The sequence below is a fragment of the Chitinophaga sp. RCC_12 genome (assembly GCF_041360695.1).
Taxonomy (GTDB): Bacteria; Bacteroidota; Bacteroidia; order Chitinophagales; family Chitinophagaceae; genus Chitinophaga.
The window spans coordinates 36,787-62,729 of sequence record NZ_JBFUPS010000015.1 but is presented as its reverse complement, the minus strand read 5'-3'; the positions used below and the strand labels follow the sequence as shown (position 1 = coordinate 62,729).

Genomic DNA, 25,943 nt, shown 5'->3' with positions numbered 1-25,943 from the left:
TGGGTTAACAAAAATTATATATTGGTTGAGTAAAACTCCAACCGAATGTTTGAGTAATGCTCGTTAAGCTCGTTGTCACTAAACAATGCGTGTTGCTGAACAGTATAGTGTATATTTCCTGTCCATACATCTATTAAATCAGATATTGCAAGTGCTGTCAATGTTTTGAGCCTTACAAAATCAGGCTGACTATTGTCTTGAATACTATTAACCGAAATGATTAAGTTTGGCACATGTATATTCACGTTTAATATGCCTTCCTGAAGCTGTTCTGAATTTATAGACAATGAGTTGATGACAACATCCTCGCTTTTCGAGTTTGTAGGCCTATTTTCTTTGTACAAGCCACCGGTAATAGTGCCAGGCAATATGCCTACGGCCAATTTATGGTAAACAGAGTCAACTGCCTCTAATGTTGTTGTCATCTCATTTTTGTTATCTTCTGTTTGAGTGCAGTAATTGCATTTTGAAGATCTCTTTTAGCTGTAATACTGGAGGCCGTAATAACATCATATCCTTTAGATTCAACGGCTGCAGCATAGTCCATCCCCGCAACTACTATAAGAACATATCCATTGGTAAACTTTTTGGATGTTTCTTCGGCAAAATCCTTTCCGATTTGAACACCATCCGTACTGCCTTTTGTTCTTCTCTTCCCGCCTCTGTTTTGGCCAGCTGTTACTGTGACCTCAACACTTGCCGATCTTCGGAAATTTTCATACAACTGCACCCCATTCTTCAGTATGACATACCCTATTGAATTGCGCAAATTGCCTGTTCGGTCTGTGAAATCGGCTTTCTGTCTGGCATTTTTTACGAATGCTTCCCCTATGTACTGAAGGCGTGATATAATTGCTATATCTATCCTTTTAAGGCGATCCGTAAATATCTCACGTATTTGCGCGTTTGTAAACCGAGGCCTTACTCCTACAACCATAACCTGGTATTTAACTGGCCGTTCGAAAAACGAATAATCTTACCTGCGGCTATAATATTTCCATTCCAAGAAACTGAAACATCTGATCCAATCGGCATTACAGCAACTCGAAGGGGCATGAAAACAGTCCAATCGAACTGAATTTTAATCCCATCAATACCAGTTATCTGGTATGACTGCCTTTGATTAGGCTCTGCCCTGCATATTTCAGTCCTCGTAACTTCATTACCAGGTATCCAATTACCCTCAGTATCACGGCTACCGTCGGTTACAAATTTCACTGTTAAAATATGTGGGTATTGAATTACCATGGCCTTATACCAGTAACAGTTGGTCTGGGGAATAAATCATCAGGAAGCCCCAGTTCTCTCGCCAATGCGGAATACCAAATCTTTAACCCATCCAGGTTCCATTTTATAGAATATCCCCCTTCTGTTACATCCTGAGCACCTGCAAGCAATAATGGAATCTGGTAATACATAGCCTTTTCGAGGATTGCAATGTCCGCGGGGCCAGTAACCTCTCCGTTTGGATCTATGCCTCGCTTCAACATGATCAGGATTATTTCATCGGGGGATACCCCAAATTTTCCAAGTATGGTATTTAAGTATTCCTGATTAGTCATTAGTAGACCGCTTCCAGTAAGAAAATTCCATCAATAGCGTCCAGGGACGGGAACGCATTCAGCTCAGATTTTGTCCATTCGCCAAAAGGTTCATTATCGGACCACTTGGAAATTAACGCCCTCTGGTATGAAGCGTAGCTCACGCCGGATACCGGTTTTACCTGTTCGATGGCAATAGCATTTTTGATTAAACCTAATTGGCCGGCAGGAATAAAAACTGCATTCTCATCAGAAAACGGGCGCATTGCGCTTATTTTACCATCTTTTTCAATACCAATCACCTCATCAACAACTTCGATAATTGGCAGCTTGTTAGCTGATAAGAAGTTATTGATATTATCGAGGGTTGTTATTGCGACAGGATTAATACCGCCTCCGGGTTTTGCAGCATAATAATATGCTTGCATAGTATCAATCACCTCTTTTGAGGCTTTGAATTTTGCCCAAAGGGTGTCTGACATGAGAATTTTTGCAATTGATCTACCAAGATCCTTTGCCGCCTTCGTCTTATTCTGAATATCTGTAATTGGTTTGGAGTTGGTTGCATCTGCCCAAGTAACAGCGGCTTGAGATTTATTGCCAGATGGCATCAACAAATCAAGCGGTTCGCTCAATACAATACCATCAGGATTGTTTGTGATAGAGATATCCACCTTACCAGTAGAAACAGCCTGAAGTGTGATGAAGTCAAGCCGTTTCATTGCTGCGGTACCCACCTTCAATGTATCATTAAAGATAAAATCCAACATTTGATCGCGCTTGATTGTATCGGCAACCGGCATACTCTGCATAACCAGATAATCGCGGTAGTCATCCTCCGTCATTTTGTACATTTCCTTAATGGCAGGAATATTACCTGTCATTTTTGCTAGGTCTGCACGCGCCCTTAAAGGGGTTTCTGAATCTCTGCTAACAATAGAAGCAGCTGCCTCCAATCTGGTAGCGCCAATGATGGAAGTGTAGGAAAGACTCATCTGAGGCGGAGCCCAACCAAAATAATTCTGAAACCAGGTAGGGGCGAATCTGTCCTGGCTGCGATCGATCATCAGCTGCATACTATCAGCATAATTACCGAAGATTGATTTTAATTTTGCCATTTCTTAGTTCCTCCTATGGTTTAGAATGAGTTTGAAAAAATGATGAGAGGGAGTACTGATTTAATATCAGCTGTCGCACCTGGTGCCCGCCTTGCATAAACGGTACCTCTGATCACAACGGACAGGTCTTCATTAAGACCTACTGTGCCATCCTGATACAGTAAGCCCTGCGGTGTTACGGCTAATGCAGCAGATGTTGCGCCGGTTGCACTGGATTGGAAAACTCCATCGCCTGCATTCACTGCTCCGATAGAAGTTCCCACATTCAGCACATCATAGTCGCTAGAGCCGGAAGCGTCAATACTAGTAATAGCATAAGCCTTACCGCCTTTTACATTTCCGATATAGTCGCCAACAGAAAACAATGACCCTTTTTTTATCTTATACGCTGTTGCGCTTCCGCCAGCATTTTCTACCACCTCGGCGGTCTTTAGCACCTTTGCCTTACGTGTTGATTCATCGTAAGCGATTGGCGTACCGCCGGGGATAGTGGCTCCAGATGTGAGCCCAGTAGTGTCCAGCGTGAATCCACCGCGTGCGGTTTCGATCACCTTCTGAAAAACTGGGGCACCAGAGGAAACAACTTCTTTAGTTATTTTTAAACCCACGGTTCATTTATTTTTTTTGTGAATCAATAGGCTTATGACTATCAGCCCATGAGCCGATGTCCGCCTCTACCTTTGTCTTGGCAGCATCTACAGTCACTCCACCTGCCGGCGGTTTGCCACCCTTCAGTTCCTCATTAATCAGGCCCTGCTTATACGTGGTGTGGTCGGCCTCAATTTCTGCCACAACGGTATCCAGTTCCTCTTCCGATTCAACCACCCTGCCTTTTGCAAGCAGTGCTGGTATTTTCTTTTCAGCCAGCTTCTCGCTGAGTTTTTGTGAAAGCGATTTCTGTGTACCTTCTTTTTTGTAGTTGGTGAGTTCTGTTGTAAGGTTTGCTACCATGGATGTGAGTTTGGCAATAGGATCATCACCACCCTCTTTTTCTTTTTCCTTTTCTTTGGATTTATCCTTTTCCTCGCTTTCTTTTTCTTTTTTGGCTTTGAATGTCTTTTCAGCATCGGTTACCCTACGGTCCCCTTCCTTTTGATATTCGGCAGCCATGTCAGCGAGAGAAACAGGTAATTTTTCGAGTTCGGCCACGGCCCCCTCTATTGCAGATTCTTCTGTTATTTTTGTAGCCATTTTATCGGCAAAAAATCCCAGAAATAATTTGGACAGCCCTGGATATTTTTTACCCAGTTCTGCTAAAATCTTTTCCTTCATTTGTGAAAGATCATTTGGTTAACAATGCACTGTCTTAAAGAGGAATCAAAACCCATTGCAGGTTTTAAAGAGAGAGAAAAAAGGGGTTAACAAACAATGTTTTTTGATTCGTTCTGAAGCAAAACTATTTTATTTATCTGTTACGGAAGTAATTACCAAAATTATTTTGTGAATAAAAAAGCGTCGAATTATCTGCTTAAAATGGACATATATTCTGTATTATCTTTCACCCAATATGGTGTATTTGATAGCCTGTTAATCTTCTCCTTATTCTCACGCAGATATTGTAAAAAATCGGTAGGCGCCTCATCTATCTGGTTCTCGCTTTTCCCGTCCCATTTGCCTATACCGAGTATTTGATCTTCGTATTTATCCATTTCATCGGCTGAGATCAAAATAGGCTGTGTGTGGCAGCGGCATTGAGGATGCCACCCCCGGAATAGAAAGTTTTTAGGGTATTTGCCTGCAAGTTCATCGCAGATATCGTAATCTGGGTGGTTATTTGACAGCACAACTTCAACTCCAACTACGAATGGCTGCGATGCCCACCTTTCATAGTCTGCTGTTCGATATGCCATGTTAGTTTCTGTTCGAGTGAGCCTAAAGGCATTCTTTGCTGGGCTTCTGTAGACCCCTCTGCCAGGAGACGGGGCCCCTTTCGGGCTTAATAGGTAATTATGTAGAGTCTTTTGCAATTCTCTTGCTGGCTGCCCCCTGCCGATGCCCTGTTTAAGCCCATATTCAACCTCCTTTTTGTACTGATCCGCGATGTTCCACACTCTATCTGATAGATTTAACCCATCCTCCGTCCTATTTATGAATTTATTTAGGGCCGACTTATTACTATCGTAAAGTATTTTCTTATACTTAGGTAGCAAATCAGGCTTATTGAATCTCTGATCAAGAAAGACGACGTTTTTTTGGTCGGAGAGAGTCCAGGCGCTATTTATTCCATTTACCAGTGCGGTTTCGATATTCGTATGCATCTTAGACAATATTGCATCAATGCGTTTTTCAAGGGCTGGGTATTTGAGAAAAGAAAACCTTGTGTTTTTGAAGTTGATTGTTGATATCGCTTTAGAAATATCGAATGTATGTCGATACAGAATGATATCCATCTCCTGCTTTAACTTGTTTTGCAAGAGATTTAAGAGCTGATTATACCTTTTTGTAATAGCCTCAATAGATTTCCATTGATTCATTTTTACCTCATTTTAAAAGACACTACCGGTCCAGTATGGTAAAATATTATCAGGCGGTTTGTAATTCAGACCCCAGTGTTCCTTCTTTCTTCATTAACTCAAGCTCAGCATCTGGGTTGGTGACCAGTGGATTATTCCTTACAGCTGTTTCCTGGCTCATAATTGCCGTTCCTGGCTGTACCCCTTCAGTGAGTACCTGCATAGTCTCCAATAGATTCTGGGGCAAATAGTACTCGAATACGGGCTTAATAGTGAGTGCGAGAGCAGCTTGAAACTTCACATTTACAATTGACATTGCTGTTTTGAGAAAGTTTATACGCCGCTGGATCCCCTTGCCGAAAATGCCCTCTTTCCGAGCAGCCTTTAGGTGGGGAGAAAGGAAGAGCATCTTTAGGGCAATGCCGGAGAATACACCAAGAGACTTCATTTCCTCAAAGGATATGTTAGGCGTGTCGGTCATGCTATAAATAAGCTTCATTAATGTTTCGTTCTCCAACTTTATGGCTTCCGGGGCCTGTTGCCAGGTTAAATACGCGGCTTTGGCACCATTATTCAACTGTATGATCTTACCCTGTTCGCCCTTATCGGAAAACCCCTGCACCTGACCCTCTACAGTGAGGATGGGGCTACCGAAGTAATCATTCGTATCTGCATTATTACTTATGCTAGTTTCAAACCGTTCGATGAGCGGCTCTACATCTTCCCATTCGGGAAGGGGCTGAGAATAATAAACAACCGGTATTTTATTAAGGGGGTTTTTAACAGGCGTTACGACCCATCCGCTTTCCTTAACAGCTGTGATGATGTCTGTGTCCGTATAAACATCAAAATGTTCAACGGTTTTATCGCCATTTTTTATGAAATATCCTCTACCAAAGGCTATCATGTCGCCTGTGGTATCGAAAACGGGGTATAGTGTATCGCCAAGTGAAGGAGCAAGAACTCGCATTCTTAGACGGAATTTTGCCCCTTCATTAGCTGTGTTTTGCCAATACTCTTCAGGCGCATCAATAACATACCAAAGTTCCGCGCACTCCGTTTCGGACATCATAAACTCAGCTAATCCCATGGATTCATAGTCCAACTTATTATCGTCCCATGTTTTTTGAATCACCTGCAGTAGCCCTGTTTGACCTTCATCAATTGGCTGCGCATCCATTTTGATAGGATTCCCGCATAAAAATGCTGCCGCACGGCTAACAATAATTTTCTGAAATGGAATAGGCAAACGGGCAACATTCACTACACCTGTTACTGGGTTGCCGTTGGCGTCCTTGGTGGTTTTAATCTTGTTGGGCCGCGCCGTTTGGTCCGTTACCTGGTGCTGTGTTGGATCCAGCTGCCTTAGGGCATCTGCGGAAGATACTTTTTTGGTTGGCTTTACAGCTGTAAATTGCTTTACTACATCATCATAGTTACCGGCTATCAATGCCTGTAATTCTTCTAACTCCATGGGTCAACTGTTAACAATGTGCCCGTAAAGTTCAAACCTGTATCTGTTATGGTCAAATAAATTGTGGCGTGTCAAGGCCCATTCGTAAAGCCTCTCCCCCATCTCTATTCCTGCATTAGGATTCCCAGCCAGGTACCGAATATGCTTATACCAATCTGATTGTCGCTCCACCCACAAAACAGGGGCGTCGGAATCGGAGTAAGGCGGCACTTTCTGGCAGATTACCGGCAGCTTCCTGGTTGCTGCCTCTAAGAGCTTTAGGTTTGATTTATGATGGTTGAATGTGTTGTTTTCAAGCGGTACCAGTACGGCATCTACATGATCATATATTCGCATATATTCATCCAGCGGCAACTGTTCAATTCTGGTATAGTTGGGTGATCGGGCGAAAATATGGTCTATTTTAGCCCAAATACCTGATTTATCGAATGTTTTATATCCTGCTAATGTAAACCCAATATCCTTACGGTTTTCCGATGCAACGCGCTGCAATGGGCCTTTTAGGATACCGGCGTCATAAAGATGAGATAGCTGGCAGGGGTAAAGAAACCGGTATCTAGATGATCCTATTTTTTCTCCTGGAGCGAATTGTCCATGTCCAAATGGCAGCGCATTTGGTATCACATGAACATTCCTATTGTATTCTTTCACTTTATCCGCAAGCCGCGCCGTTGTGACTGTAACCGTATCTGCAAGTCGGATTGCCTCAACAGTCTTTGCTGGTATTGAATTGCGCTGATAGTGCGCTGCCATGTAGTGCTTGGGGTACAAATGCCAATAATCGTCAAGATCAATAATAACCTTACAGCCATATTGCTTCTTTACCTGGTTAATTGATATCCCCCCGAACGGGAATATACGGTTCCATGTCACCGCGTCCGCCGCCTGTAGTAAATCTTCTATTGTTTCTTTTCCCACGAATCCGGTATTATCAATATAGTCACAGCCATATTGAAAAGGTAGTATGACCCGGTGGTAATCACACCCAGATTTATCATTCTGAAGCCCCAATACCTTCACCATTCCAAAACTGTTTCATATTCACAATACACTCTCCATCCACTGGGATGTAAGCGCTTTCCGGGTTCTCACTATACTTTCTAACGTTTGCCTCATGAATGGGCCATGTTTTCGCCACTGCTGCTGCCTTATCGTACCCATATAGATCTGCTGGCGAGCTGTCTATGTGCTGCGACTGACCTGGGATGTAGTAGTTTACAAAACCGGAAACGGCGCAGCGGGCATTATAGTCATTATCAATAGGTCCATAGTTGCCAAACTCCTCGTTAAACCCACCAACTTTTTCATATACCCGCCTGCTGATCATGAACTGACCGATAACATCGCCCATGTGGCATGGTAAATCCATTGATAGATAGCTTGGCAAGTATGGCATTTCACCTGGGCAAATACTGATCATACCAGACATTGGGATGCCAGCTAAATATCGGATCTTATCCGCAAGCCAATTAGACGGCTCGAAGATGTCATTCGCCATGACATGGAAAGCATCGTACCCGCACCTATAACAATGGTCAATCATTACGTTGAATGGAGCCGCAATCCCATAATTTCGATCACACTTCCAGACTATTTTAGCCACTGAATCGAGTAGCGGAATCACCCTTTCGTCCTTACTTCCATTGTCCCACACAAACAGGTCAAATGGGTAACCTGCATTGTTCATATTATGTTCCAATATCTGTTTCAATGTATCGTATCGCTCATAACTGAGCATCAGTACTGCTACTCTCATGTGTTTTGTTTATCAACATTGTCAATTAATCCCTGTACCTCGTCGATGTGCATTGGAATAAAGAAGGTATCCCCTGATGTTAAATGGATCATTGTAGCCTCTGCATTTATCGGCGAATGCCCCAAAGAGTCATCATGGGCCTCACGAACTACAATGATGTGATCTACATCAAAATAGCCCATCAGCTCCGCCTCTTCCGGGTTATCTATGCCAAGTTCTACTTGCTTGGTATCTATAACGGAGATAGGTAATTTTACTCTGTTTGGTGCGGTGGCGTAAGGGTGGCATGTGGGTAAAATAACACCCGTTTGATATGATCCTGGCAAACATGTCTCCGACTCCTTGATTTCAGGGATTAACTTAACAGAGGCCAAATGCTGTTCAATTGATGTTGTACATCTGCACTTAACTATAGACCCTGCCAACTCCCCTTCTGAGAACAAGTATTTCGGGGCTTTCTTGTTTGGTCCCTTTTCAGTCGCTGGGTTGCCCGCATACATGTACCCTTCACGGGTCTGGCATTTAAGCGTAACAACGGCGCCCATGGCTATCATACACCAGTCAATAATAGTATGGTTTTGATGAATTATCGCATTGAGACCAACATTCACATCTTTCCCGATGTAAGTATGCCCTCCAATCTTTGCGCCACAGGATATAGTAGCACGACTGCAAATTATGGCATCATGACCAACGTGGGAGTGCTTCATTAGGAACGTGTTGTTCATTACTCCGGTGGGCCGATCGATACCGGCATCAATGGTCACATGGCCTGTAAAAGTATTATTATTGCCTATCGATACGCCCTCATCTTTGCCCCATTTCTCCCGGTGCTCTCCGGGGAATCCAATTACGCAGTAGGGTCCAATATAGTTGCCGGTACCCATATATACATTGGGTCCGATCACCGCAGTGTGATGGATATCATTGCCAGGGAAACGTTCGTTATTCTCCATAAAATGAGTTTTTAAAAGAACATTCCAGAAAGGTTTTGCACAACCGCTTCTTGCCCTTCTGGATAAAATGTATTTGCCAGGGAATCTGCCTTATCCGGAGATCTACCCAATCTCTTTTTGATATCATCCTTCGGCTCAATGATAATCCGGCCATTACTTTGAAATTTCCATGTCGCTTCTGTTAATTCGGCGAACAATTCATCATCAGGCGGTAGCATAGCCTTGCTCTTTTTTGCTGGATCTAACCAATCGCGAACGGCCCAGTGGAGATAAGCCCGCATGTTGGCAAAGGTGTAGATGCCGGTTATGTCGGTTAGTGGCTTTCCTCCTGAATCCTCTGCAGCTTCGCTGTATTTACAGGAATAAACACCCGGTATATTCAGCTCTTCAAGGCGGGAGAATACGCCAGCGCCCTCTCCGATTGTATCGACAAACGCCTTTGACTTTTTTCCTGAGAACTTGTCTTCATGCCCTTTCAGCTTATTTACTGTGATGCCGGCAATCTTCATGTGCTCCGCCTTACCACCACTGTGCACCATCTCGAACAAAGCCACATAATCATCATGGCGCGGGCAGAAACATGAGCTGTCCCGACCCATGCCGGCAACGTCCACGCCCAGTCGCAATACTGGCGGTATTGGGAAGCCGTTCTGATTATGCTCTTTCCATCGCTGATTTGCCAGCTCGATCCAATGGCCTGGAATCAGTGCATCGCTGCTCTCCTTAGGGAACATACCTAAAACCTTCTTCCGGAATAGGTCGTTTGGCCGGTAAACACCCTGTTCCCAGGTAAAATCACCCTCACCTTCGTTAAAGTCCCTATCTTGTATCCTTTGACACCAAGATTCTACCTTATCTTTTACCCACTCATAATCCACCTGGCCAGGGATAATCTGTTTCTTTTGAATGACGTTTGGTGCATTGAGGCTATTTAATCGGAATTTTGTCCATCGCTTTGATTTTTGAGATTTCGCGGCATATCCCGTATTGCTATTTGGGTTAAAAACTATCAAAATCCGACTATTTCCCTGCAGGTTACCCTCAATCGCATCAAATACATTTTCAGGTATCCCAGATGCCTCTGTGACCACGAACATGGTATTGGCGGCATGGAAGCCCGACCAGGATTCATGATTGTGCTCATCAGCCTTAAAACCAGTAAGAAACCACTCCTCGTTATCCATCTTCACATCATAGGCGGTTAACCTGCCCGCCATAAACCCAAATCCGTTTCGGACCATTCGACGGTGAATCCTTGAAATTTCGGGCATCATAATGTTCTTTACCTGGCGTTCCGTAGGTGCCGTTAGTGCCACTTTAGTGTTTTCTACCAGCTCATCGCCCTTGAATACTGGCGTATTGTATAGAAAGCATAAGGCAGCTACAGCACTTACGAAGTCTTTCCCGCGGGCGGTACCAGAGGCTACTGAGGTCATTTTGTTGAACTGCACCGATTTTAACACGGCCTCCTGCTCTGGATCCAGGCTAACCCCCATGATCACCCTGGCGAAGTAACACCAGTCCTCCCGGCCCTTCCTAAGCACTTCTGCCACCTGCCGTTTTAAATCCTCACTCAGCGCCACCCATCACCTTTTTTAGTAACTGTTTCAATTCCTCTTCAGCGTTCACTTGGAGCTTATCGTTCCACATTCCCAAATGCCGGCCTATCAGTTCTAATGCTTTTTCTTTACTGTTGAGCTTTACTTCAATGCCATTTCTACCCATTTTAATACTGGCTAAGGCTCTAATTTTATCTTCAGGGATACCGTCTGTCTCAAAGACGTCAACAGCCCTGTAGGATGTCGTTATTGTCTCGCCCGAAATATCATCGTCCTCATCATCTTCCTTACTGGCAAATGGGTGATATTCTTCTTGGGTCTTTGTTTCGACCCGCACGAAGTCGGTCACTTTGGCAAATGCGATACAGGCCAACTCATAGAGTACATTGTCAACCGTTATCTCCGTCCGCCGTGATCTGGCAAGCTGCAACTGTTGAATATAATCCTGTACTTGAGGTTTTCTGAGGAGGTCATATGCCTGTTCAGAGGCACTACGCTCAGAATATTTGGCCCTGATTGCTGCTTTAGTGCCATTCAAATCAACAAGGTATTCCTCACAGAATCTTTTGATTTGCGGGGTTAATTCCTTTCCCTCAGATTGACCAGTAGATTGAAAGTTGTTGATTTCATCGATGGAGGGTGTTCGCTGCGGCTTATGTTTCGCTATTTCTGCGGATATTTCCTGGTTTTTCAACCACCTTTTCCCACAGGTTGCCGCTTTCTTTCGGTCTGTGCCTGGTACGGCTTTAATATAAGAGGCAATGTGGTCGCCACTTTTTAGATAATGTTTAATGAAAATCCTTTGCTCTGGTTTCAACGCCACTTTCCTGTAGATTTTCAACAAAAATATCTGATGTATCTGTTATGGGAAGACTGCAGCCCATCCTTCAATCCGAAAAAACCCGGTCACACTTTCCCATGGTTTGGATGTTTGCATGTTTGGGCGCCGGCACTTGCAGATAGTCCCGTACTGGAAACTGAAGCCGCGAAGCGACTGAGAAGATTCTATAATCTCTTTGAGAGTATAGGAGCTGACACGCTCCGCTTTGTATGCCTTTACGAGGCTAGTGTAGGTATGTACGAGGTTGCCCTCACGGTCGTACTTATAAACCACAGTTCCCTTTCTCATCTCTATACTGTTTATGGTACGGAGACAAAGATATAAATATAATCGTAACTTCAGTATTATTTGAATTTACTGGTATTTTTGAAAGATTTAGGTATAAAAAAGCCCTGGCAGACCAGGGCAAATATTGTTTTGGGAATCAATTAAAACGGGATCGAATTTTTTATTTGGTATCAACTATATCTCCATCAAGGGTATTATCAGTAGTATTATGGTTAGGTAACTGTATATTAGGCTCAGAATATGCGCCATCCTTCCAGTTTCTATTTTTTTCGAGCCAACCCAACAGCTTGCCCATAAATCCAAAGCGAATTGCAATGGAAATACCCTGCTCTAGGCAAATTTGCCCAGGAATCAACTCTCTAACCAATATAGTCCTTTTATATATTGCTTTGTTCCCGGCAATGATGAATGTTATTGTTGAGCCTATTTTTACAATGCCATTATTCGCAAGTCTACCGCTTTCGCTAACACACTGCTTGATAAATTCGGCGTCTACATGTGGATAAAAGTTATCAGACATATTTTCAAGCAGCTATATCTACTAATAAATGAGGATTTACATAATTATCTCCTGTTTCTAACAGCCTTTCAAGCATATCTTCTGATTCTGGAACATCATATTCTAGCCCGGGTTCATTATTATCGCAAGAAAAACTTTTCCACCCTAATGCCTGCAATTCCTTCTCAATACCCTGTCCATGTTTATCCGCAACAATACAGAAAGAGATTATTGCCTCTTCTATTGCCTTTTCGGCATCCATTTCATCTTTTGCAATAGTGTCTATCCCAAGTAAAGGCAACTTAATAAGTAAGTGATTGTGATCGCTAATTTTATTCCATACTGGCATGGAGACAGCGATGGAAGCAAGTTTATCACCATTTCTTGTAATTTTGATATTTGCTTCTGTAGTACTCATAATGAGCAAAATTTATACTGTAATGAAATTAAGGTGTATACCAATCATTTACCCTAAAACCATTCATATTAAATCTATTCGGGAGAAGCACAGAGACCAGAGCGGCACGATTTTACAAACGATTATAGTGCAGATGACTTATAACGTACAACAAATGTACAACAAATTGTCGTAAAAGCGACAGAAGCTGGATAATAGTACCCATAAACACATGTAAACAAAAGATATTCTATTTTAATGCCTTTGCGTGCCTGGTTTGAACTGGTACCCACGGGACAAGCAAGTGATAATGACTTTATTGCTCCCTATGCCTCCGGCCAATAACCTATACCTCCGGTAAGTAATGCACCGGCTGCCGCCTTACCGATACTAAACCCCTTTTTATTAGTTGTAAGTTGAGTGGCGTTGCATTTGGATCATTTAATCTGATCGGTCATTTTATTAAATCTCGCGTCTGAGATATCTGACAGCAATACTATTGGCAAAGTAAACAGTCAAACCCAATTTTGGGTAATCATAAGACTGGACTTTCAAATTTCCATCAGATGTTTCAAACACCGCACCTGGCTTACCTAATGAGGCAATTAAGAAACCATCAATTAAAATGTGTTTTTTAATCATGTCCTCCAGGTCCATAAAAAATGAAATATCATGATAATAATTTCGCCCACGGAAATCCTTTAAAACGTTTTTTACATCACTTGATTTTTGAACATTTACAAATAATGGCTTATTTGTTATTTTCTCAAAAATCACCACTGCGTATCTATTTTTCTTCGAAACGAATATGTTGGTATGCTTATACCCTCTTTTATTACATATTTCAATCACGCTACAGTCATTGCAGATAAAATTACCATTTAAATCATAAAATCCGGGTTCGGCATTAGCCTTCTGGGCATTTAATATAACAGGTGTGATTAATAATAAAAATAAAATTATTTTCATAAGACAGCTATATGATCATTAATTGATTAGTGCTTCAATCATTTTTGGAAGGTACTTTACACTAGTCTTTTTTAATACATCCGCAACCGGGTTATCATATCCATTTGCCAACTTTGCAGCGCCCCATAAATCTTTGCTTTGTGAGATTACATCGCCAGTCGTCCCGTTGATCAAAAGAATCCCGCCGCGAGCCCTTCCCATTGACATCCTCTTTACATTTGGCCGAATGATATAGTCCGCGGAGTCCACCTTGAACGTAACATGGTGATTATCGTGTATTAATTTGTCAATTATAACCTTCTCCGCTCCCTTATCTGTTGGTTCTACGAAAAACTTTTGGGCGCTGGCTGCGCATGGCGCAAGAAATAAAATCAATAACAGTTTCTTCATAGTGGGTTTATTTTTTGTTGAAAATTTTATCTCTTACTTTATCCAGCACCTCCAGGTCCCATTTTCCCCATGCTTCACGCAATACCACATGGCCGTTCCTTTTTTCTAATAGGGCATATGAGTGCCGGTACTCCAAAATATAACCAGGATAAGGGGTGTTAACCTGCCTTATCGTTACTGCTATTATTCTGCCGGCCAATGAGATATGCACTTTGCGGGAAGCCATACCCCCTGTTTCGCAAAAACCCTGCCCCGTGGTTGGTGAATTTGATAACCACTTTCTTCGATTTCATCCGCTCCTTTGCAGAATGAAGACCAAACAGGATAACTTATTTCTTGCCGAATTAGGGAAAAACATAAAACGCCTGCGCAATAAACATAATATCAGCTTACGCAAATTAGAGGTATTATGCGACCTCGACCGTGCCAGAATAAGCCAGTACGAAAACGGGTTGCGAGATCCCTCTGCTACAACACTGGCAAAACTTGCGGCCGGTATTGGGGTTCATCCCAGTGAACTTCTTGACTTTCCTCTTCCAGGTGCTTAATCCAAAGTAAAATAAGAACTTACTTTAATATATACAACTATCTAACACTTTCCTACCTCATTTTCATTTGCTTTATTTGCCATGTGACCAATTATTCAGCACTATGAGAATCTTTTATTTGACCCAGCGCATTTCCACCGCGTAGTAGTGGTCCACCTTTAGTAACATACCTCCCGCTGAACCATTGCGCCCATTCATTCTCAAAATAACCGATTATGCCACGTAAGAAAAAGATTGCAAACACGAAGCCTGAAGCTATCATTGACCCTCAAGTTCTTTCAGGTTTAAAATGGTATCTTGTTCAATCTCCGTTAGAATTATCTTCTTATCCCGATTTGACAATCTCGCCTCAAGAGAAGCAAGCCTCTGAACCAAAGTCTTGATATAAGCCCTTTCTCTATTCAGGGGGTCTTTTGGCGCCGCTGGCAATGTGGCCCCTTGAAGCTCATTTGCAAATACCTGTTTAAAAACAAGTATATGCGACTGTGTTACGTTGGGGCCATCTGGGTTTAACAGATCCGACAAATATGTTCTGCTTTTTTTACCCAAACGACGCGTAATCTCCTCATTGGTTAGCTTTCCTCCTGTTGCCCTTGCGTTAGCCTTTACCGTTTTTATTAAATCAGCAAGCTGTTTTTTGTATTCCATTTAACAAAAGTTCAAATTATTGAACAAAATCTAAATTTCTGATTTTTCAGACACTTTTGTTTTAGTCTGATATTTCCGACATATATTTGTATTGTCAACGGCGGCAAAGCTACGGCAACGCTACCAAAAAATGACAAGTGAAGATACTGCAAAAACTTAATAGGTATAAATACGGTCTCAAAATGATAAAACTAAGTGCAGAACAAGAGCAGGAAATCCGTGGAGTGTTGAGGGGTGTTAACGTGGCCGGTATCTGTAGAGATCTGCATAGGAAAGGAAAAATTCAATCTCCCAGGGTTCAATCAGTTTGGGAAGCTTTAAGGGGAGACAGAGAGAATATTGACACCCTGACTCTGGTAGTTAAAGAGGCACGAAGGATAAAAGCAAAGAAGCAGCGACAGCTCGCAAGTTTATAATCACAATTACATAACGCATACCGATCACATCGCGGGTTAAACCGGGTAATGTTATCGCTATGCCCAAAACAAACGATCATGACACTCTCTCTTCAATCAACACTTTCTAAGATGCAGGATCAGCTCGGCAGGATCTATGATGAAATAGACTACTGTGATAATGAGCATGATATGGTAGAGCTGTTAGCCACTCGCGATGAACTGAAAGAAGAGATTGAACTGGTTAAAGAAGAACTGTATTCAATGTCTAATAATTACTAACCCTTTAAATCCTTTTATAATGGGACCTATCTACTTAACTCTGATGATTTTGCTTATACCAGTTGCTCTTTTTGGACTTTATAAACTGGCAAAAACTGGATTCTTCACAGATTTCTTCATCTCTAATAAATAATTGTATGCTTCAGAACAACTCACAAGACATGAACACAATCGTTGAAACCTTCTTCGTTGAAGAAACAGCCTCTTTGATTTATGATAATGACGATCTGCAGAAGTGGGGAGACCTGGTAACTCAGCTGGGCCTGACAGGTCAGCAGAAGGTTGTTACCGGTGAAAAATCACCTATCCCTTTTCTCTGGATGAATGAATCACTCATCAATCTCTTCAAGTGTCTTTGCCCACGACAAGTGGATATAAAGGATTACGACAAAATGCCGATTCCTTTGGAAATCCTCGGATTGGTATCCTTGTCAGAACGTGAAGAGTACTTTTTCAAAATTGAGATATGGTATGATGAGAATACACCTGACCCTGTATGTGTTGGGTACCGATTAAATGCTTCTCCAGAGCGTCAAACCGGGTGGATGAGGGAATCATATGCCGAGAAGTATCTTTTGGGTAAATGGTCAGATGTTAAGGCGTCTTTTGCTGAACTGTTAGATAGAGCAAAAAAACGTTTCATTTCTGAAAGAGGGCTATTGCTTCGCCAACAAATTAAAGAGGCGCAAAGAGGGCTTGAAGATCTGGAAGATACCGCCCAGCGTCAATTCGGTGTAGGCTCGACAATTAATCTACCCTTTTAAACAAAAAACATGCTCTGGTATCACTGGCTAATAATCGTTGCGGCTGTTGCTCTCGCGGGCTTCATTATCGTTCACTTCTTTTTAAGGATATCAAATGACTATGCAGACATTAAACGCCGCTATGAACTCCCTTCCTGCGAATCTTGCAGTGATACTACTTGTGTCTGTGATATGGGGCTTACTCATGGGAAAGGAAAAGGAAAATCTGGATGGGGAGAACCGGTACCGAGAAAGGACCAGTTACAGGAAACTAAATCAGAAAATCAATAATCATGAGAGAAATTAAGTTCCGCGCCTTTTGTAAGCCATTCGGCATCATGTGCCGCGTATCAGAAATAGACTTTCTTAATAACATGATATGCTTGGTTATAAGCAAGTGGAGGTCCATTCAAGATGCTTATGGCTTCGCTGACGTAGAGATAATGCAGTTCACGGGACTAAATGATAGCAACGGGATTGATATATATGAAGGAGACATTATAAGGGCGAGTGGGTATTATTATAAGAAAACACATGATATGAGTCAGGCTCGCCGGTTCGTCGCCTCCAGCATACCAGATTCATATGAAACCGTTTTGGGAGTATTTCCCTTTATCGTTGTATGGAATACTGATTTTAGTGGCTGGGGCTTTAAGAGCAGCATTCACCAAATAGCAACAAATGTTTCAGAAAGAAACTACGAAGTTATCGGCAACATCTACCAGCATCCAGAACTCATAAAGACATTGAATGCAGAACAGTTATAGATTTAGGAAGTAACCACGCGGGGCTGTTCCCGGCCCTGCTTTTTAAAAAGACATTTAAATAACGAAACATTGGATAGCAATACTCCGGTTGTATCTACCTCCGGAATTAAATTGAAGTTCTTTGATATAAAATATTAGTGGAAACGTGATCGACTCTTAATAGTTCGGTAGCGGGATGCAGCCAAATGGGGATATGGTGAAGCTTAGGAGGTAAGCCCAGGCGCTTTGTATATGCCAGAAAACAACACGGCATCCACTGGATAAGGGCCGGAAACCTTTATCCCCTGGGTACTGGGTAGTGCCAAACGAACAGGTGGCGGAATGGTAGACGCTAAAGTGTAGTCTCTTATAGTATGGTTGGCAACAGATAACCAGTAGCCGTAAAAGAATAATTACCGTTTAACAATTCTGGTTCGAGTTACAGGAAGTGCCTGGATAAAAACAAAAGGTACGATACAAAACTCCATACATGCAGGTTCGATTCCTGCCCTGTTCACAATCATTTGATGCCAGAGGGGCGCGACTAATGGAACGCGCAAAGTTATACGCTCCCGGTGGCGTCACCGGGAAATGAAAGAAGTTGCTTATTCATAAGCAAAGACAGCATAACGGCGGTGCAACTCCGCCCTCTTTCACAAACGAGACAGCTGTCCTGCGGTGAAGTGGAGGCGCAACACTAACAAATTCAGAATTGCATTGGACACGGGGGAGGTAATGCAGCCCCCACCAATGTAACCAGGGAGATTATTGATGAACCAATACAGAAACCCGATTTAATCACCTGCGGCGGTAACGGGACCGCAAACGATGCAGGAGGTAACTAAAAACAGAAGTATGAAATAGCGAAATCAAATCTCATACGCACAAATTTTCAACAGGGCCAGGCGGCTTTATTATTTCCGAAAAGATTGTTTTGATTGTGCCGCCTGGTTTATTTAAAACTGAAAACAAAATGAATAAAGAAAGTATATGGGTTCAGGTTTCACAGTGGGTATTTATCCTGGCTTTAATATGGGCTATGTACCAAATTGTTTCGCGCATAACCACACTTTAATAAAAAATGCCCGACGATGGCGCGCCGGGCGGAATAGAGTAAAACGGAAAATTAAACAACTATTCAACACAAATATATGGGAAAATTAGAAACATTAACTCCAGCACAAGAAGCAAAGATCCCAGAGGTGCGGGATTTCTGGCTCAACTACATTCTTTCCTGCAAAAACCGGCTTGATAAAGACAAGGCAAAGAAGGGTATTGAATGGTTATACTCCTATTGCGGGAAGGAGAAGCCGGTAATAATTTTCATGGATAGCCCTTATGGTTGCCAGGTAGCCGCGAACTTTTTTTTTAAAATTTTTAAGGATAATAAGGCCAACATCGGGGACAACATCGGGGACAACATCTGGGCCAACATCGGGGACAACATCCGGGACAACATCCGGGACAACATCTGGGCCAACATCTGGGCCAACATCGGGGACAACATCCGGGACAACATCCGGGACAACATCTGGGCCAACATCGGGGACAACATCTGGGACAACATCCGGGCCAACATCGGGGACAACAAGATTGAGCATTACTCAACGAGCTGGATGGGAAATGTGGGTAACTATGGATGGGTAGCATATCTGGACTACTTTCTTCAGCTTCAGTTGATTCACACAGATCGTGAAAAGGATTTTAATTCCTTCAAAGAACTGCTGCTGTCTGGTGTTTTTGAAATGATACAATTTGGTGGACTCTGTATTGTTTCAGATATGCCTACTAAAATAGTTAGGAACAATGATGGCAGGCTTCACAATCCCAATGGCCCTTCTGTTGAATTTAAGGATGGGTGGCATCAGCATAATATCAATGGCCGTACACTGCCTTCCTGGATATGGGAGAAGGCCGCAGCTGGAGAAATAACCCGCGAAATGTTCATCCAGGAACCCAACAGCGAAATAAAAGGCGGCATTTATGAAGTACTGGGGCAAAAGAAAATGATGGACCTATTGGGCGCCATCGAAGTAGATACCAGAACTATTGTTCACCGAAACGGAGATCAAGAAACGGTTACACTACTTAAAACAGCCGACCGGTTCCCCGAAATCGACAATCAGCCATTTGCCTGGGTGAAAATGGTTTGCCCTTCTACTGGATCACAATATCTACAAGGGGTAGAGCCGCACCATAGTGATGCGCTTGAAGCGATAGCCTCGCTTTCCCCTTTCAAATCAAAAGATTATTCATTCGACTTAAGGTCATAAATCAAATCAAAAAATGAAACAACGAAACACATTACGCGGCCATCAAGGCGACGTTCAGTTCTCGACTATTGCATCCATTCCATCCGGAGCAAAGAGGGTAAAAAACAGACCTATCGCCCTCGGCGAGCACTCAGGACACATGCATGTGTTAACCGGAGACGTGGAAATGTTTGAGGTTGATGGGCGCATTATCTGCACTGTTGGTTCGGATGGCGCCAGGCTGCAACATGTTCATGAGTCCAATTTCACAGAATCATCCTGGACAAAGAAGGAGGAGATCACAAAGGCTGATCATAACTCCCACGAATTGCCAGCCGGCAACTACGAGTTCTGGATTCAAAACAGCTACAACCCTTACTCCAAATTAATGGAAAGGGTGATTGATTGATTATTATCCCCGGGTAACACCGGGGAATTTAAATCCTTAAGTCATGAATATTCTTTCAAAAAGCATAACAACTACCGGAGCCCTTTCAATCAGTTTTCTTTCTGAATCGGGGGTACATCAGGAAACATTCCCGGCAAAAGAAGTTCAGTTCTACATGTATGCAGCAGATATGATAGATGATGCGCACGAACACCAGGTTATGGTCAAGGGCGAAGGATGGGTTGACTATCCTGACTTCCTGAGGTCACAATTAGCAGATAACGCTTTCTGCGAGCATATTCTTTCTACTAACGCCCTAATTAAATAAAAATGTCAAATAAACAGTTAGAAGTCGCAAAATTATTAAACAGCAGCGTGCTTCAAGTGCTTACATCGGAGGAATTGTTGGGGTTTGAAAAAGCATATATGATAGCAAGTGCAGTGCAGGAATTGAAAACACTACTCACGCCCGAGTACATGAAACCAATTATGGCCCTTCAGGGGAACAAATTAGGATTCAAAACCGACAAGGATAAGGATGGCGGTTATCCTGAAGAAGTGGTAAAGAATTGCCTTATTGAGGCGGTCCTTCTCGGTGTCCAGCCGTTTGGCAACCAGTTCAATATTATTGCGGGCAATTCCTACATCACAAAAGAGGGATTCGGGTATCTATTGTCAAATCTAAATGGCCTTTCCTATAAGATCATCCCGCAATTGCCACGAGTTGGCGAAAAATCGGCTGCTGTTGTAATGAAGATACAGTGGACCTATGGCGGTCAATCAAACGAACAGGATATTGACTTCCCTATTAAAGTTAACTCATTCATGGGTACAGATGGCGTAATAGGCAAGGCTACCAGGAAGGCCAGGGCTTGGCTGTTCTATACGGTCACAGGAAGTGAAATATCCGATGGTGATGTCCGGGATATTGATGCTAAGGTGGTCTCTACTACTATTAACAATGACAAAAAAACACCACAGGAAATCGAAGCAGAAAGGATAGCACTTTTAATTGAGAATGCTGCAAATGTAACAGATTTGGAAAAGCTGAAACCGTATATCCAGCCTTCACAGTATGAAATCTATGAAGCTAAATTAAAATCTTTGAGCTGATGGACTTCTCAGATACTTTATTCAGATGCCACTCTATTGGGCACCTGATGACAGAACCACAAAGTAAGGCCGCCAGGGAAAGAGGGGATCTATCTGAAACAGCCTTAACGCACCTTATTGATATTTATGTTTCCCGGAAATATGGTCGTAAGACTGATGTATCCAGCAAATATATTGAAAAGGGCCTGGCTGTCGAAGAGGATAGTATTACACTATTCTGTTTAGTAAAGGGGAGGTTCTTTAAAAAGAACGAAGAGACATTGAAAAACAGATTCCTTATTGGCACCCCTGATCTATTTGAAGGCGAATCAATAACAAAAGCCGATCACATTATCGATGTAAAATCCTCCTGGGACATTTTCACCTTCTTTAGAAACTTCACAAAGGACATGAATAAGATGTATTACTGGCAGCTAATGGCATATATGGACCTGAGCTCATCTAAATCCGCATCATTAGCCTACTGCCTGGTAAATACCCCAGAATCATTGATTCAGGACGAAGAAAGGAAACTACTATATAAGATGAACGCAGGCACTACTGAGAATCCGTACTACATGGAAGCCTGTGAAGAGTTGAGGAAGCTATCTATCTATGACGATATCCCAATAAAGGAAAGAATGATCCAATTCACTATTGAAAGGAATGAGTCGGATATTCAGCGCATGCACGATAAGATAGAAAAGGCCAGACTGTATCTAAATGAACTTTCTGATATCATCTCTCCCACAAAACAACTATTAACATGATAGGTAAAACATTTTTCATTGTAGAGAATAAGGTTGTCAGGACACTGAAAATAGTTCGTGAATACCTTGCCTATGGTCGAAGATTATATGAGGTGGAGGATTCTGCACAGCCTGGTGGTCCACGAGAATTTGAAGCCGACCCATTCGATCTTCGATTCAATGTGAAGGCGACAACACCATTCAAGCGACGGAGCTTTCATGCTAAATACCATGAGCGAAAAGTCCGGTGAAACGCTACTGCCCAGTGCAATTGATAACCAGTAAAACAGAGGGTATGGAATACTATAATACAAACAACTTGACGGGAGAGGCGCTCCACGACGCTACACAAAGAGCCGGCAGCCAGGAGGACATTATACAGAAGTTCTTTAACAAACATCGGACAGAAAAGTTCCTGGTATCTGAGGTATACCACCGGCTGCTGGAAGACCACAAAATAACCGAAAGAACACCCATTTGGTCCATCAGAAGGGCAATATCCAGACTAAAGAAAGACGGGAAGCTGGACAAACTACCTGAAACGGCCATCGGAGCAAACGCCCACGGATCACCTGAACACTATTATCAGCTATCTACCTGGGCGCCGGCGGGATATTCAGAACAGCATCCAATAGAACTACACTAACCTATGGCCAGACCTATAAAAGAAGGATTGGATTATTGCTCTCTTGATACGGATATCTTCAGTGATCGCAAAATTAGACGGTTGCTTAAGACGTTCGGCGCAAAAGGCTTTACGATATACATTGTCGTCCTCTGTGAGGTATACAGAGATAAAGGATACTACATGGAGTGGGACGGTGAATTAGCATTTGACATCTCAGACAATATCCCAGGAGTTTCGGAGCAGCTGGTAAAAGAGGTAATAAATTTTTGTATTGAATGTGGGCTTTTTGATAAGTCTGTTTTCTCCTCGAAAAATACCCTCACAAGCCACGGCATCCAGAAGAGGTACAAAAAGGCCAAAGAAGGCGGAAGGGTAGTTATTGTGCCGGAAATATGGGTTATGGACCAAATAACTACAGTTATTCCAGATAAACCCACAGTTAACCAGTCAATAAGTACACAAAGTAAAGTAAAGGAAAGTAAAGTAAATAAAAGTAAAGGAGAGGAAATAACCGCGCCCGCCATCCCAGAAGAAATTTCAGATCCTTTAAAAACAGAAATTCCGAAAACAGATACACCGCCCGCGGAAAATCCATCTCCCCCAGTTGCGCGCGCCCCCTCTTCCACTATACCAACAATGGAAGAGGCATTGCGTGAGGCGAAGCGGTTGGGAGGTACTGAGGAAATGGGCACAAAGTTTTGGAACAAATATGAAGGTCTTGGCTGGAAGAACGGCATAACGCATATAGCAAACTGGAAGCCCTTCCTAAACAATTTCATCGCAAACTTTTACGAAAACGAAAGGAAAAATGGAGAGAAACGGAAAAATAGTCAGCCTACAGGAGCAATTATCCAAGGAGATAAAGACTATATCCCACTATAGTGATATGCAGCTGACTGACGAAGAAATTGCCGCCGCATTGGAGGATGCAAAACTTAAAAAGTTCGTTGCGGCAGAGAAAACAGAAGCCGATAACCGATTAGAGTTCATTAAATCGGAAGCCAGAAGACCGTGGAATCATTCCGAACTTAAAAAATTTGTTCTGGACAGGGCTGACGAATTAGGGCTGCCGTTCATTCTGGACGCCAAAAACGAGTTCCTTTTCCATATGATGTGCTACTACTTCACCGGTAATGACTTGTTTGAAAAAAACGCCCCTATGGACGAAAAGGGGATTCAAAGACCATGGAGCCTTAAAAAGGGCTTACTGCTTTGTGGTGGCGTGGGCACCGGCAAGACCACGCTAATGAAGGCTTTTATGTTTAACAAGCGCCGGTGTTATACAGTTCTCAGTTCTCGGTTTATCGCCTCAAAATATGCCGATATCGGCGCGGGCGTAATTGAAACATACGGGGGTAATCTGAATATTAGTAGCTCTGCTGATACCTTCTATCAGTCGGAAATTGGAATCTGCATTGACGATTTAGGAACTGAGGAAACAAAAAAGAATTACGGCAATCAGTCCAATGTTATAGCAGATATTATTTTGAACCGATATGATAATTCTCAAATCCCATGGCACTATACACACATCACCAGCAACCTAAATGCTGTTGAGATTGAACAGGCATACGGCACCAGGGTTCGCAGTCGTCTGCGGGAGATGTTCAACCTGATTCCAATGACCGGGGAGGATCGCAGAGTATGAAAGAAATAATCCAACATAACATCAAGCTGCTGCGCCAGGAATCCGGTCTAAACCAAACAGAATTTGCTAAACTATTCAAAATCAGCTGATCATCACTAGGCTCATATGAAGAGGGCCGCGCCACACCGTCAATAAAAACCCTTCTGGCAATCTCCCAGCACTTTGGAGTAAACCTGGAAGATTTAATAACAAAAAACCTTGGTGAAGTATGGAAAGAAAATGTAGTAAATGCGAAAAGGTTAAAGAGTTGCCCGAGTTTGTACGGGACCCGAGAAGTCCGCAAGGCCGCAAAAGCTATTGCAAAAAATGTGCAAACGCTGCTGTCAGTGATAGAGCACGGAGGATAAGAAAGGAAAACGCTAAATTCTTGTGATGATGGAAACATACCTAGAATACCGGCTGAGACTTAAAAACGAAGGGAAGCCGGTTGTGGAGAAGAAAGTCACGAAGATCAAACTGTTCAGCGATAAGAGGGCAAAGGTTAACCGGGAATACTCTGTCAAATCCCGTCCGTTCTGGAGAGGTAATCCCTGTGGGATCAAATCAAAAGATTGTACCGGCGCCGCCCAGGGCATTCATCACCCTGCAGGAAAAGGAACAATAGAACTCCTGCTGGATGAAAACAACTGGGTCCCTGCCTGTAATGCCTGTAACCTATGGTGCGAAACACATCACGCTGAGGCGGTAGAGAAGGGATTTAAGAAATCACGTTTAAACAGGCAACCATGAGAGAATACCCAATATTATTTCAACCAGAAATGGTTCAGGCAATTGAGCCACGCCGGGTAAAATGGCAAACCAGGCGTACAACAAAGCTGGACGAAGTGAATGAGAATCCGGATGACTGGAAATACATCGGAAGTATTGTAAATAAGGAAGGCAATCTGGTAAACCAGTTCCTGAACTTGAAAACAGACTTCGTATCCCATCTTAAATGCCCATATGGGGCGCCAGGATCAATACTGTGGGTAAGGGAGACATGGTGTCTGTACCAGACCGTTAATCATCGCCGGGTGAATACAGGCGCCTCGTTCAGCGAAATTTCAGATGGAAATTATGGGTATAAAGCGGATGGGTTTAACAGTATATCCGAATTTAAAGACCATGTTCGCCTTATGTCTGACTCTTCATTTGAAGCAGTAGAGGTCAAGGATAACAAATGGAAGCCATCTATTCACATGCCGAAAGACGCCTGTCGGATCTATCTTCAAAATACTGGTGTGAGGATTCAGCGTCTGCAGGATATCAGCGAAGAGGAAGCAATCGCAGAAGGAATTGAAGCAGATATGTATAATGAGCTTTGGAAAAACTATTTGGCGAAAGACACATCAGATTGTCACCTCGAAATTTACCCATCAGACTCTTTCAAATCATTAATTCAGAAAATTAATGGTCCGGAAATATGGGATCAAAACCCCTGGGTTCGTGCTATCTCATTCCGTGTCCTTTCCACTACCGGCAGGCCTGCAAATCTGGAGGAACTATGCGCGGCATCATAAAACTGCATGTCCACCAGCGCTTCCAGCATACCGAAAGATACATCGACGCAGAACAGAGGGACGGGATTATTCGCCGCTGGGTAG

34 protein-coding genes and 1 pseudogene are annotated in these 25,943 nt (G+C 42.9%); 16 read left to right on the top strand and 19 right to left on the bottom strand.

Annotated features, from left to right (window positions below; translation table 11 throughout):
- Window positions 1-14: 14 nt before the first annotated feature.
- The 18 genes from AB6805_RS30625 to AB6805_RS30540 all read right to left on the bottom strand — a co-directional run bounded on the left by AB6805_RS30625 (window position 15) and on the right by AB6805_RS30540 (window position 14,467).
- A complete protein-coding gene (locus tag AB6805_RS30625) occupies window positions 15-425 on the bottom strand; it encodes a hypothetical protein (protein WP_370913246.1) in 411 nt (136 codons plus the stop codon).
- Window positions 422-937, bottom strand: coding sequence for a hypothetical protein (locus AB6805_RS30620; RefSeq protein ID WP_370913245.1), 516 nt, complete (start codon window positions 935-937; stop codon window positions 422-424). Before AB6805_RS30620 ends, AB6805_RS30625 begins: the two co-directional genes overlap by 4 nt.
- Before the next feature lie 304 nt (window positions 938-1,241).
- Window positions 1,242-1,562, bottom strand: coding sequence for a DUF6706 family protein (locus tag AB6805_RS30615; RefSeq protein WP_370913244.1), 321 nt, complete (start codon window positions 1,560-1,562; stop codon window positions 1,242-1,244).
- Window positions 1,562-2,659, bottom strand: coding sequence for a major capsid protein (locus AB6805_RS30610; protein WP_370913243.1), 1,098 nt, complete (start codon window positions 2,657-2,659; stop codon window positions 1,562-1,564). Before AB6805_RS30610 ends, AB6805_RS30615 begins: the two co-directional genes overlap by 1 nt.
- Before the next feature lie 20 nt (window positions 2,660-2,679).
- Window positions 2,680-3,267: a hypothetical protein gene (locus AB6805_RS30605; protein ID WP_370913242.1), complete on the bottom strand. Its 588-nt coding sequence runs from the start codon at window positions 3,265-3,267 to the stop codon at window positions 2,680-2,682.
- A 7-nt stretch (window positions 3,268-3,274) separates the two neighbouring features.
- On the bottom strand, window positions 3,275-3,931 hold the full coding sequence (locus AB6805_RS30600; protein WP_370913241.1) for a hypothetical protein: 657 nt from the start codon (window positions 3,929-3,931) through the stop codon (window positions 3,275-3,277).
- 188 nt (window positions 3,932-4,119) lie between these two features.
- Complete coding sequence (locus AB6805_RS30595; protein WP_370913240.1) at window positions 4,120-5,133, bottom strand: hypothetical protein; 1,014 nt, start codon at window positions 5,131-5,133, stop codon at window positions 4,120-4,122.
- Window positions 5,134-5,182: 49 nt separating this feature from the next.
- Window positions 5,183-6,586, bottom strand: a complete 1,404-nt coding sequence (locus AB6805_RS30590; RefSeq protein ID WP_370913239.1) for a phage portal protein — start codon at window positions 6,584-6,586, stop codon at window positions 5,183-5,185.
- A gap of 3 nt (window positions 6,587-6,589) precedes the next feature.
- Entirely contained in the window at window positions 6,590-7,609 is a 1,020-nt protein-coding gene (locus tag AB6805_RS30585; protein ID WP_370913238.1) for a hypothetical protein, read from the bottom strand.
- Window positions 7,581-8,342 (bottom strand): glycosyltransferase family 2 protein, encoded by a 762-nt coding sequence (locus AB6805_RS30580; RefSeq protein WP_370913237.1) that lies wholly within the window; start codon window positions 8,340-8,342, stop codon window positions 7,581-7,583. Before AB6805_RS30580 ends, AB6805_RS30585 begins: the two co-directional genes overlap by 29 nt.
- On the bottom strand, window positions 8,339-9,298 hold the full coding sequence (locus tag AB6805_RS30575) for a hypothetical protein (protein ID WP_370913236.1): 960 nt from the start codon (window positions 9,296-9,298) through the stop codon (window positions 8,339-8,341). Before AB6805_RS30575 ends, AB6805_RS30580 begins: the two co-directional genes overlap by 4 nt.
- A gap of 11 nt (window positions 9,299-9,309) precedes the next feature.
- Window positions 9,310-10,881 (bottom strand): hypothetical protein, encoded by a 1,572-nt coding sequence (locus AB6805_RS30570; protein WP_370913235.1) that lies wholly within the window; start codon window positions 10,879-10,881, stop codon window positions 9,310-9,312.
- Entirely contained in the window at window positions 10,868-11,701 is an 834-nt protein-coding gene (locus tag AB6805_RS30565; RefSeq protein ID WP_370913234.1) for a terminase small subunit, read from the bottom strand. Before AB6805_RS30565 ends, AB6805_RS30570 begins: the two co-directional genes overlap by 14 nt.
- A gap of 445 nt (window positions 11,702-12,146) precedes the next feature.
- On the bottom strand, window positions 12,147-12,506 hold the full coding sequence (locus tag AB6805_RS30560) for a hypothetical protein (RefSeq protein ID WP_370913233.1): 360 nt from the start codon (window positions 12,504-12,506) through the stop codon (window positions 12,147-12,149).
- A gap of 4 nt (window positions 12,507-12,510) precedes the next feature.
- Window positions 12,511-12,903, bottom strand: a complete 393-nt coding sequence (locus tag AB6805_RS30555) for a hypothetical protein (protein ID WP_370913232.1) — start codon at window positions 12,901-12,903, stop codon at window positions 12,511-12,513.
- A gap of 441 nt (window positions 12,904-13,344) precedes the next feature.
- Complete coding sequence (locus AB6805_RS30550) at window positions 13,345-13,851, bottom strand: hypothetical protein (RefSeq protein WP_370913231.1); 507 nt, start codon at window positions 13,849-13,851, stop codon at window positions 13,345-13,347.
- 18 nt (window positions 13,852-13,869) lie between these two features.
- Window positions 13,870-14,241 (bottom strand): hypothetical protein, encoded by a 372-nt coding sequence (locus AB6805_RS30545; protein WP_370913230.1) that lies wholly within the window; start codon window positions 14,239-14,241, stop codon window positions 13,870-13,872.
- Window positions 14,242-14,248: 7 nt separating this feature from the next.
- Window positions 14,249-14,467 carry a hypothetical protein gene (locus tag AB6805_RS30540; RefSeq protein ID WP_370913229.1) on the bottom strand — a complete coding sequence of 73 codons (219 nt, stop codon included), beginning with the start codon at window positions 14,465-14,467 and terminating at the stop codon, window positions 14,249-14,251.
- A gap of 82 nt (window positions 14,468-14,549) precedes the next feature.
- Here AB6805_RS30540 and AB6805_RS30535 point away from each other — a divergent pair, with 82 nt between their 5' ends.
- Window positions 14,550-14,789: a helix-turn-helix domain-containing protein gene (locus tag AB6805_RS30535; protein ID WP_370913228.1), complete on the top strand. Its 240-nt coding sequence runs from the start codon at window positions 14,550-14,552 to the stop codon at window positions 14,787-14,789.
- 258 nt (window positions 14,790-15,047) lie between these two features.
- On the opposite strand, the gene AB6805_RS30530 is transcribed toward AB6805_RS30535, so the two are convergent.
- Complete coding sequence (locus AB6805_RS30530) at window positions 15,048-15,437, bottom strand: hypothetical protein (protein WP_370913227.1); 390 nt, start codon at window positions 15,435-15,437, stop codon at window positions 15,048-15,050.
- Between the two features lie 137 nt (window positions 15,438-15,574).
- On the opposite strand from AB6805_RS30530, the gene AB6805_RS30525 reads away from it, so the two are divergent.
- The 15 genes and pseudogenes from AB6805_RS30525 (at window position 15,575) to AB6805_RS30455 (ending at window position 25,859) form a co-directional block, all read left to right on the top strand.
- Complete coding sequence (locus AB6805_RS30525) at window positions 15,575-15,853, top strand: hypothetical protein (protein ID WP_370913226.1); 279 nt, start codon at window positions 15,575-15,577, stop codon at window positions 15,851-15,853.
- Window positions 15,854-15,964: 111 nt separating this feature from the next.
- Complete coding sequence (locus AB6805_RS30520) at window positions 15,965-16,114, top strand: hypothetical protein (protein ID WP_370913225.1); 150 nt, start codon at window positions 15,965-15,967, stop codon at window positions 16,112-16,114.
- A 161-nt stretch (window positions 16,115-16,275) separates the two neighbouring features.
- Window positions 16,276-16,878 (top strand): hypothetical protein, encoded by a 603-nt coding sequence (locus tag AB6805_RS30515; RefSeq protein ID WP_370913224.1) that lies wholly within the window; start codon window positions 16,276-16,278, stop codon window positions 16,876-16,878.
- Window positions 16,879-17,150: 272 nt separating this feature from the next.
- The gene (locus AB6805_RS30510) at window positions 17,151-17,624 is read left to right on the top strand and encodes a YopX family protein (protein ID WP_370913223.1); all 474 of its coding nucleotides are present in this window, start codon (window positions 17,151-17,153) and stop codon (window positions 17,622-17,624) included.
- Between the two features lie 1,130 nt (window positions 17,625-18,754).
- Window positions 18,755-19,876, top strand: a complete 1,122-nt coding sequence (locus AB6805_RS30505; protein WP_370913222.1) for a DUF6745 domain-containing protein — start codon at window positions 18,755-18,757, stop codon at window positions 19,874-19,876.
- A gap of 139 nt (window positions 19,877-20,015) precedes the next feature.
- On the top strand, window positions 20,016-20,264 hold the full coding sequence (locus tag AB6805_RS30500) for a hypothetical protein (RefSeq protein ID WP_370913221.1): 249 nt from the start codon (window positions 20,016-20,018) through the stop codon (window positions 20,262-20,264).
- A gap of 43 nt (window positions 20,265-20,307) precedes the next feature.
- On the top strand, window positions 20,308-20,571 hold the full coding sequence (locus AB6805_RS30495) for a hypothetical protein (RefSeq protein ID WP_370913220.1): 264 nt from the start codon (window positions 20,308-20,310) through the stop codon (window positions 20,569-20,571).
- Between the two features lie 2 nt (window positions 20,572-20,573).
- Window positions 20,574-21,356: a hypothetical protein gene (locus tag AB6805_RS30490; RefSeq protein WP_370913219.1), complete on the top strand. Its 783-nt coding sequence runs from the start codon at window positions 20,574-20,576 to the stop codon at window positions 21,354-21,356.
- Window positions 21,356-22,105, top strand: a complete 750-nt coding sequence (locus AB6805_RS30485; protein ID WP_370913218.1) for a hypothetical protein — start codon at window positions 21,356-21,358, stop codon at window positions 22,103-22,105. Before AB6805_RS30490 ends, AB6805_RS30485 begins: the two co-directional genes overlap by 1 nt.
- 274 nt (window positions 22,106-22,379) lie before the next feature.
- On the top strand, window positions 22,380-22,730 hold the full coding sequence (locus AB6805_RS30480; RefSeq protein WP_370913217.1) for a hypothetical protein: 351 nt from the start codon (window positions 22,380-22,382) through the stop codon (window positions 22,728-22,730).
- 3 nt (window positions 22,731-22,733) lie between these two features.
- A complete protein-coding gene (locus tag AB6805_RS30475) occupies window positions 22,734-23,594 on the top strand; it encodes a Lin1244/Lin1753 domain-containing protein (RefSeq protein ID WP_370913216.1) in 861 nt (286 codons plus the stop codon).
- On the top strand, window positions 23,521-24,360 hold the full coding sequence (locus tag AB6805_RS30470) for a hypothetical protein (RefSeq protein ID WP_370913301.1): 840 nt from the start codon (window positions 23,521-23,523) through the stop codon (window positions 24,358-24,360). The genes AB6805_RS30475 and AB6805_RS30470 overlap by 74 nt, the downstream gene beginning before the upstream one ends.
- Window positions 24,361-24,461: 101 nt before the next feature.
- Window positions 24,462-24,707 (top strand): annotated as a pseudogene (locus AB6805_RS30465) (hypothetical protein); the annotation flags it as partial.
- 28 nt (window positions 24,708-24,735) lie between these two features.
- Window positions 24,736-25,089 (top strand): hypothetical protein, encoded by a 354-nt coding sequence (locus AB6805_RS30460; RefSeq protein WP_370913215.1) that lies wholly within the window; start codon window positions 24,736-24,738, stop codon window positions 25,087-25,089.
- Window positions 25,086-25,859 carry a hypothetical protein gene (locus AB6805_RS30455; protein WP_370913214.1) on the top strand — a complete coding sequence of 258 codons (774 nt, stop codon included), beginning with the start codon at window positions 25,086-25,088 and terminating at the stop codon, window positions 25,857-25,859. The genes AB6805_RS30460 and AB6805_RS30455 overlap by 4 nt, the downstream gene beginning before the upstream one ends.
- Window positions 25,860-25,943: the final 84 nt, after the last annotated feature.